At 43.4% G+C, this 8,327-nt stretch carries 8 protein-coding genes and 1 pseudogene; 7 read left to right on the top strand and 2 right to left on the bottom strand.

Going from position 1 to position 8,327, the window contains the following annotated elements; all coding sequences use genetic code 11:
* Positions 1 to 243: pseudogene (locus tag RMO27_RS13250) on the top strand (ferredoxin:protochlorophyllide reductase (ATP-dependent) subunit B); the annotation flags it as partial.
* A gap of 97 nt (positions 244 to 340) precedes the next feature.
* Here RMO27_RS13250 and RMO27_RS13245 read toward each other — a convergent pair.
* Complete coding sequence (locus tag RMO27_RS13245; protein WP_309733213.1) at positions 341 to 1,111, bottom strand: cobalt-precorrin-6A reductase; 771 nt, start codon at positions 1,109 to 1,111, stop codon at positions 341 to 343.
* 68 nt (positions 1,112 to 1,179) lie between these two features.
* On the opposite strand from RMO27_RS13245, the gene RMO27_RS13240 reads away from it, so the two are divergent.
* The 6 genes from RMO27_RS13240 to RMO27_RS13215 all read left to right on the top strand — a co-directional run bounded on the left by RMO27_RS13240 (position 1,180) and on the right by RMO27_RS13215 (position 7,802).
* A complete protein-coding gene (locus RMO27_RS13240; protein ID WP_309733211.1) occupies positions 1,180 to 1,665 on the top strand; it encodes a glutathione peroxidase in 486 nt (161 codons plus the stop codon).
* A gap of 282 nt (positions 1,666 to 1,947) precedes the next feature.
* A complete protein-coding gene (locus RMO27_RS13235; protein ID WP_309733209.1) occupies positions 1,948 to 3,177 on the top strand; it encodes a DnaJ C-terminal domain-containing protein in 1,230 nt (409 codons plus the stop codon).
* 70 nt (positions 3,178 to 3,247) lie between these two features.
* Complete coding sequence (locus RMO27_RS13230) at positions 3,248 to 5,329, top strand: M3 family metallopeptidase (protein ID WP_309733207.1); 2,082 nt, start codon at positions 3,248 to 3,250, stop codon at positions 5,327 to 5,329.
* Between the two features lie 164 nt (positions 5,330 to 5,493).
* Positions 5,494 to 6,063, top strand: coding sequence for a hypothetical protein (locus tag RMO27_RS13225; RefSeq protein ID WP_309733205.1), 570 nt, complete (start codon positions 5,494 to 5,496; stop codon positions 6,061 to 6,063).
* Positions 6,064 to 6,081: 18 nt separating this feature from the next.
* Positions 6,082 to 6,894, top strand: a complete 813-nt coding sequence (locus RMO27_RS13220; protein WP_309733204.1) for a hypothetical protein — start codon at positions 6,082 to 6,084, stop codon at positions 6,892 to 6,894.
* Positions 6,895 to 6,938: 44 nt separating this feature from the next.
* Positions 6,939 to 7,802, top strand: a complete 864-nt coding sequence (locus RMO27_RS13215; RefSeq protein ID WP_309733201.1) for an SEC-C metal-binding domain-containing protein — start codon at positions 6,939 to 6,941, stop codon at positions 7,800 to 7,802.
* 166 nt (positions 7,803 to 7,968) lie between these two features.
* Here the strand turns inward: RMO27_RS13215 and RMO27_RS13210 are convergent.
* Positions 7,969 to 8,327, bottom strand: a 359-nt coding sequence (locus RMO27_RS13210; protein WP_309733199.1) for a helix-turn-helix domain-containing protein, incomplete at its 5' end; no start/stop codon positions are given.

Raw genomic sequence — 8,327 nt, 5'->3', positions numbered from 1 at the left:
GGGATGGAAGATCACTTATTAGAAATCTTTGGCGGACACGATACTAAGGAAGTAATTACCAAAGGAATCTCGGCTGATTCTGACTTAGGTTGGAATAAAGAAGCCCAAGCCGAACTGAATAAAGTTCCTGGTTTCGTACGCGGTAAAGTCAAACGCAATACCGAGAAATTTGCACGTGATCGCGGACAAGCTGTAATTACATTAGAAGTAATGTATGCAGCTAAAGAAGCAGTTGGGGCTTAGATTGTAGATTTATTTAGGCTGGTAACTAGAAACAAAACGGTAGCTTGGAGCAAGCTACCGTTTTTCGTAAACTTGTTAAGGCTGAAAATCACTCAACTCAGTGAGTTTTGCTTGTTATTGAATTAATTTCAAGGCGATCGATCAACCACTCCACTGCACCCGCTACATCCGCAACCCTTTCCCCTTCAGGCACGATCGGACGCTGTACCATCACGACTGGTAAACCCAATTCCCGTGCGGCAATAATCTTCGCATAAGTAGCCTCGCCGCCGCTATTTTTACTAACGATCGCCTGAATTTGATACTCCCTGAGTAATTGACGTTCTCCCTCCAAACTAAATGGCCCTCGATCGAGTAATAATTTGCCTGGGGGTAGGGGGATACTCGGATCGGGAGGATCGATCGATCTCATCAAACACCAACGATCGGTTAGCACGGCAAATGGGGCGAGTTGTTGTCTGCCGATCGTCACAAAGATCCGCTCTGCGCTAGCTGGAATCGCCTGGACAGCCGCCTCGATCCTCTCCACCTCAATCCATGTATCTTCAATCGATCTCACCCAGGCAGGGCGCACGAGCAGCAATCGCGGAATCCCGACTTTAGTTGCTGCCCCAGCCACATGCCCAGAAATTTGGGCGGCGAATGGGTGAGTAGCATCGATAATGAAATCGATTTTTTCAGTCTGCAAGTATGCTACCAACCCAGCCTCGCCACCAAAGCCGCCAATCCGCACGGTACCTAAGACAGCCTGGGGATTGTTGGTTCTCCCGGCGAGCGTAGTAACTACTTCTAATCCAGGCAGATCGATCGCGCGTGCTGCCAATTGCACCGCATCCCCAGTGCCACCCAAAATCAAAAGTCGTTTCATCACACCTAGCAAGTTCGGAGTAGTTGACTAATAATGTATAGATTAGTATCTACAATCGGAAAATCTTTATGTCATCAACAGTTTACGACTTTTCGGCTACCAGCATCGAAGGTCAACCCGTCGAAATGAGTACTTATCGCGATAAAGTTTTGCTCGTCGTCAATACCGCTAGCGCGTGTGGTTTTACACCTCAATATAAGGGTTTACAGGAGTTATACGACAAGTATGCCAGCAAAGGATTTGCAGTGCTGGGTTTTCCTTGCAACCAATTCGGACAACAGGAACCAGGTAGCGCGACGGATATTCAGTCTTTTTGTGAAACCAGATTTGGCGTGTCTTTTCCCCTATTCGAGAAGGTCGATGTCAATGGTGCCAGCGCACACCCGCTGTTTAAATATTTAGAAAAAGCCGCACCAGGAATTTTGGGAACGGAAGCGATCAAATGGAACTTTACGAAGTTTTTGGTTGATGGCAGTGGTAATGTCGTCAAACGCTACGGCTCGAATACCGATCCCAAAGATATCGCCAAAGATATCGAAGGACTGTTGAAATAATTACTGATGAACGATAGGGGGACTTTCTCCCTATGAGTTTCAGCTCGAACACATGTCGATCGAAGTTATACCTGCGCTGGTTTCTGAGTCTATTCTCCGATGGATTGTGGCACGACATGTCAAAAATGTGAATATTTCCTGTTTTCATGAGATCGCCAATGAATAACTGATTGGTTCCTCAACAGTAGTTCGATGAAAATCTATAGTGCCGTAATTATCTGGCTCGTTAGTAGTACAATTCAACTATTAGGGGCGATCTCGCCTGTATCATCTCAAGTTAATATGCCTCAAACAACTTCTCAATTGGGAGAACAGAAAGAGGCACATGTTAGTTTCAATGATAATACTGGCAATGATTCTCCGCATGTTCAAACTTATATTACGATTTTAACGTTTCTATTGTTAATGTTGCCTGGTTATTTGAAATACCAAAATCTTGCGATAAAGGGAGTAGATAGAAGACAAAATATTTCATCAAAAGGATTAAAAAAACGAGGTGACGATCTACAGATAGACATCACGCTAGGATTTTTTGAAGCTGTTCTTGGAGTTCAAAAGGAGATTACTATTTCTCGATTGGAAATTGGTTTGGACAAGAAAGTAAGAAAAGTTACTAAGTCCCTGAAAGTCAGAATTCCTGCTGGTGGTGAGTATGGAAGTAGATTGAGATTTCGAGGGTATGGCAATGCGAGTGTTAATGGTGGAGAAGCTGGAGATTTATATGCTCGTCTTCTTGTCCCATCTCATAATAGAGAACTCAAACGTCATGGTATAAACATTGAGTCCGAAATTAAGCTCACAGAAGAAAAAGCGCAAGCAGGTTGCACTTTTATTATTAGGACAATAGAGGGAGACAGAGAGATTGTTGTATCACCAAGAACTAGGAATGGTGATTCTCTAGTATTGAAAGGGTGTGGTGTTCCTCAATTTGAAAACCCAGCTCAGAAAGGCGACCATATTATTCATTTTCGCGTACAAAATATGATTAAAACACAAGGTGAAAATTTGCGGCTCGATCTTGCAATCGAATTTCATGAGGCAATTTTTGGGGGAGTAAAAAAGATTCAATTTCCTCACCTGGAAGCTGATATTAGGGGGCACTTAGAGCAGGTTAACAAGTCACTGGAAATTATGATTCCGGCGGGGGTTGATTCTGGGACAAATTTAAGAATTGAGGGACAGGGTGATGCAGGCACCAATGGTGGTGAACCTGGAGATTTGTATCTTCATCTTCATGTTCCATCACAGTGTGGAGAATTCAATCGTTGTGGTGTGAATATTAATTCCAAAATTAAGCTGACCCACGAACAATCACAATTAGGCTGTGACTTTGTGATTAAGATGCTTGCGGGAGAGAAAAAGATTGCGATCTCAGCAGAAACTAAAGATGGAGATTTTTTGACACTCAAAAGCTGCGGTGTGCCCAAACTTGGAGATATCTCCGAAAAAGGCGACCACATCATTCATTTTTGTGTTGAGCCTGAGCAAGAATGTGAAGATATCTGGCGGTAAACCAGACACAGCATCCCATGTAGATCGAGAGATAATAGATGTATCTATAAATTCTCATCACACCAAGCTTATGAAACCGCTGTTACAAGGTCAGGGATTGCCCCCATTTCCAGAAATCCAAGCCGATCGAGTCGTTCCCGATATTACCGAATTGCTGACTGAGGCCAACGCAGCATTCACAAAGCTCGAAGCGAATATCATCCCCACTTGGGCGGGATTAGTCGAACCACTCGATCGAATTGTCGAGCGGATTTCCTGGGGCTGGAGTATCGTCGGCCACCTGATGAGTGTCAAAAATAGCCCCGAACTCCGCGCCGCGCATGAAGAAATGCAACCGCAAACAGTCCAGTTTTGGATGCGGTTGGGACAGAGTACCGCACTCTATCAGGGCTATAAGGCGATTAAAGCCAGTCCCGAATTTGCCAGCTTCGATGTTGCCCAACAACGGATTATCGCAGCCGCCATCCGCGATATGGAGCTATCTGGCGTCGGCTTAACTGGCGCACCCAAACAGCGATTTAATGATATTCAGCTCGCCCTCGCCGAACTCGCCAATAAGTTTTCCAATAACGTCCTCGATGCGACTAAAGCCTATAGTCTGACCTTGACTAAGCCCGAAGAAGTTGCTGGACTACCCACAAGTTTGCGCGGTCAAGCCGCTCAATCCGCCAGAACCGCCGGACAGGAAGCCGCGACCCCGACCGATGGCCCCTGGACGATAACGTTAGATGCGCCTAGCTATGTCCCGTTCATGCAGCACAGTCAACGGCGGGACTTACGCGAGCAAGTATATAAGGCTCTAGTCAGTCGGGCGGCAACAGGGGAATATGATAATCTCGCGAATATCGATCGCATCCTCGAACTACGCCGGGAAATGTCCAATATCCTCGGCTTCGACAACTTCGCCGAACTCAGCCTCGCCAGTAAAATGGCACCCAATGTCGCCGCTGTCGAAAATCTACTCGAATCCCTCCGCAGTGCCAGCTTTGAAGCTGCCAAACAAGATCTCGAAGATCTCCGCGCTTTTGCTATCTCCAAAGATGCCCCCGAAGCCAACGATCTCAAGCACTGGGATCTCGCCTACTGGTCGGAACGCCTGCGGGAAGCTAAATTTGACTTTAATGCTGAAGAGTTGCGCCCATATTTCCCATTAGAACAAGTACTTTCGGGCTTATTTAAGCTCGCGCACAATCTATTCGGCATCACCATTACTGCCGCCGACGGCCAAGCACCCGTCTGGAATCCCGACGTGCGCTACTTCCAAGTGGCTAACGAGCAACACCAACCGATTGCTTACTTCTATCTCGACCCCTACAGCCGTCCTGCCGAAAAACGGGGTGGAGCCTGGATGAATGATTGTATCAGTCGCTCTAAATTGACCGATGGTAACGGGACAAAAGTGCGTTTACCTGTTGCTTACCTGATCTGCAATCAAACACCACCAGTAGACGGGAAACCCAGCCTGATGACCTTCGGCGAAGTCGAAACCCTCTTTCACGAGTTCGGACACGGCTTACAACACATGCTCACCACCGTCGATTATGTCGGTGCATCGGGGATTAGTAACGTCGAATGGGATGCGGTCGAGTTACCTAGCCAATTTATGGAAAACTGGTGCTACCATCGCCCCACCCTGCTCAGTTTAGGCAAACATTACGAAACTGGCGAACCCTTGCCCGAACATTACTACCAAAAACTCCTAGCAGCGCGGACGTTTATGAGCGGGAGTGGGATGCTGCGTCAGATCCACTTTAGCTGGCTGGATCTCGAACTCCACAGCCATTACAAACCAGGCGGTGCGGAAACAATTCCCGACGTTCGCAATCGGTTAGCCAAAATCAGTATGGTAATTCCCCCCTTACCTGAAGACAATTTCCTCTGCTCGTTCGGACATATATTTGCTGGCGGTTATGCGGCTGGCTACTATAGCTATAAGTGGGCGGAAGTCTTGAGTGCAGATGCGTTTGCAGCGTTTGAAGATGCTGGGCTGGATGATGCAGCAGCGATCGGGACGACCGGGCGACGGTTCCGCGATACAGTATTGTCGCTGGGCGGTAGCAAGCACCCGATGGAGGTGTTTACGGCGTTCCGTGGACGGGAGCCAGATCCAGCGGCGTTATTACGTCACAATGGGTTAGTTGCTGCGAAATAGGAACTACTTTTAGCAGGATTGGTATGGTGGGTAAATGAACTAATCCCTAAATAATTGAAGCATTAGCTCATTTACCCAGCCTACATCTGCTATTCTGTTTAAGCTCCATATGGTGATGTTGAGCTTGTATTGCCTGTGAGAGACGAAAGTGTCAATTTTCAGTAATGACCAGTATTAAGAAAGATCTAACAAATACCATTTGGGTTGATGGATATCATGGCACTAGCCGCAGTCGCGCTGAAAGAATTCTCGCAGAGGGCTTCCGACCCAGTATGAACGGATATGATTGGCTGGGTACAGGGGTTTATTTTTGGCAGGATGCACCCAACCATGCTTTGCACTGGGCAAGGAAAATGTACCAACAAGAGCCAGTCGTCATCAAGTCCAAACTGAAACTAGATGAGACTTGTATCGATCTTCTGGATATGTCAGATATTGATAATCCTGATTTTTGGCTAGACAGTTATAATGGATTTACAGAAATGTGCCATAGAGCAGGTCAAAGTTTACCTACTCAAAACCCCAATATCCCAGGCAAACGCTATCTAGATTGTGCATTTTTTGATTATGTAAAGACATCTGTATTTGGAACAGATCCTCGCGGAGCAATACGATCTGCATTTGTAGAAGGAAAACAGATTTTTCCGAACTCAGCCATTTTCGATCGAACTCATGTTCAAATTGCTATTGTGAATCTGGATTTGATTGAGTCTTCTTGTATATATGAAAATTAGTGAGTAATCATTATGCCAATGGATGCAAAAGAATTTAAACGCAGAGTGACCGAACACTTTGATAACGTGACGGAAGAAGAGTTTTTGAAAAATCTTCGGAAATCTTCACCTTATCTTTTCACTGAAGAATCAGGAGAAATTCATCCGACAACAAGAATTAATAATGAAAATGATGTACGTGCAAAGAATGACATGCATGATCTTATGCTTCTGCATGTCAACTCTGGGTACAAGTATTTACCAGACACAAATGTAGATAATATTGTTAAAGTCAAAGATAATAATATATTGCAAGGATTATCTTATTGGAAGCATAATGAAAAGCTTTCTTATCAGGTCAGAGAAGAGATATCGCCTGCCAACGTTCTCTTTGTACCGTTGAATGATGATAGTGGAATCCCAACGTCAGCATTTGCACCTGATACAGAGCATTTTTTTAATTACTTACTTAGTTCTGGCAGAGATGACCTTAAAGTAGATCTGTGTGTCAATGATGATGAATATCATATATTAGGTCTTTACTCCGATCCCATTACACTTAAATCGATCGGGACGATTGTAATATCTTCAATTATTGCACCAGTCATCAAAGACTTAATTCTTGATTATATTCGTTCACTCAATAGACAACCAGACCAAAATTCAACGTTCCAAATCAATGTTGTTATTGATAATGAACTTGGATCTATTTGTGAAATTCAATGCTCTGGATCTTCAGTTGAAATCGAAAAAATCCTTCCTAGCGTATTTGATAGTGTTTTGGATTACACAGCTAATATTGATAACTCCATAGTAAAGAATATAGATGATAGCAAAAATTTCTTAGATTAAGAAGTGCTTTAATTTATTTAATCAATATTTAGGATGTACTTTTAGTGACCATTGACAATCTTCCTCTTCTGAAAATAGTTAATATTGTTTCTAACGTTGCTAGCCAAAGATATAACGCAAATAGAGTTATAAGATTATTGATGATTGGTAAAGAATATGCATTAGAACACCAAGACCAGGAATTAGCTGCTCATATTTCGTATTTGCAAGAAGCTGTTGAAATTCATAGTAACTATTTTTGTGCTTTTTCACTGCTGCAACAGAATGAGTTTTATGAGGCTTGGTGTAAACTCGAAGAAGTCGAAAAAGGTTTACTATTTTTCCAGTCACGGCAGAAAGATCGGCCAGACTATTGGGACGAGTTCCTGGTATCTGGAAAGTATAAATTTATAGAAGAGCATGTATCAAGATGGCAAGAATTGTTTCCTTACGAGCTGTACTTAAGTCCTGGTATGATTTATAAGCAAAATTGCAGTATTTGCAACAATGTTATTAATCCACGTAAGCCATGCGGTCACAATGATGGAGAAATATACAATGGTGAATTTAGGGAAAGATTACTTAGTGATATCAGATATGACCATATTGCACTCGTAAATAAACCTGCTAACAAATTTTGTGTTGTTTTTCCAATTAGTGAATTCGATGAAGTAACTAACGGATACAACAAGTCAATGGATATATATGATTATAGTCTTGTTAAAGGGGTTATTTCTTGCTTGACCGATCCTTTCCAAGCATGGGATTATTCTGTCAGGAAAATCGAAAGAGATAGTGACTACTTTGAGAGTATTGGTGTTGGAGAAAACGATTCATGTCCATGCGGGTCTGAAAAAAAATACGTAAATTGTTGTATGAATCTAACTATTACGGGATTGAGGTACGAAGTTTATTTGAATCGATCTTGACATGTAGATATATCTATAAAAATGCAGTTCGATCTGAGATTGGTAGGTTGGGTTGAGCTAAAGCGAACCCAACTAACTAACATATCAATATCCTAGCGATGTTGGGTTGAAGAATAAAACCCAACCTACCATGAAAAGATGTGGCTCGATCGACCACTTATAGTAGCTATTCTTGATAATCACTGAGTAGAATCGGCTCTTTATTGGGAACTCTAACGATAATTTCAATAGTTCCACCCAAAGCATTGACAACAGCTCTCAAAGTATTTAATTCTAGATTTTGACGACGTTCTAACTTAGATATTGCGGGTTGCTGTACCTCCAGCCGCTGCGCTAATTCTGCTTGCGACAAACCAAGCTTCTCCCGTAGATGTCTGAGCGTAGTTTCTTCTAGCCGAATCTGGTTAGCTCTTGCAGCAATCGAAGCTTGTCGCTCAGGCGGTAGTGCATTCAGTTCTTCAGCTAGAGTGGTGTATTTTCGCATCAATTTTCCTACAAAGAATGGAAAATAAAACAAAATGATCA

The sequence above is a fragment of the Chamaesiphon sp. OTE_75_metabat_556 genome, assembly GCF_031378165.1.
Lineage (GTDB): Bacteria > Cyanobacteriota > Cyanobacteriia > Cyanobacteriales > Chamaesiphonaceae > Chamaesiphon.
Note: the sequence above shows the minus strand (reverse complement) of the source record. Positions and strands in the feature narration are given on the sequence as shown.

Coding starts and splice junctions, on each gene's coding strand:
- RMO27_RS13245 (WP_309733213.1), bottom strand. CDS start 1,111: ATGAAACGACTTTTGATTTTGGGTGGCACTGGGGATGCGGTGCAATTG.
- RMO27_RS13240 (WP_309733211.1), top strand. CDS start 1,180: ATGTCATCAACAGTTTACGACTTTTCGGCTACCAGCATCGAAGGTCAA.
- RMO27_RS13235 (WP_309733209.1), top strand. CDS start 1,948: ATGCCTCAAACAACTTCTCAATTGGGAGAACAGAAAGAGGCACATGTT.
- RMO27_RS13230 (WP_309733207.1), top strand. CDS start 3,248: ATGAAACCGCTGTTACAAGGTCAGGGATTGCCCCCATTTCCAGAAATC.
- RMO27_RS13225 (WP_309733205.1), top strand. CDS start 5,494: ATGACCAGTATTAAGAAAGATCTAACAAATACCATTTGGGTTGATGGA.
- RMO27_RS13220 (WP_309733204.1), top strand. CDS start 6,082: ATGGATGCAAAAGAATTTAAACGCAGAGTGACCGAACACTTTGATAAC.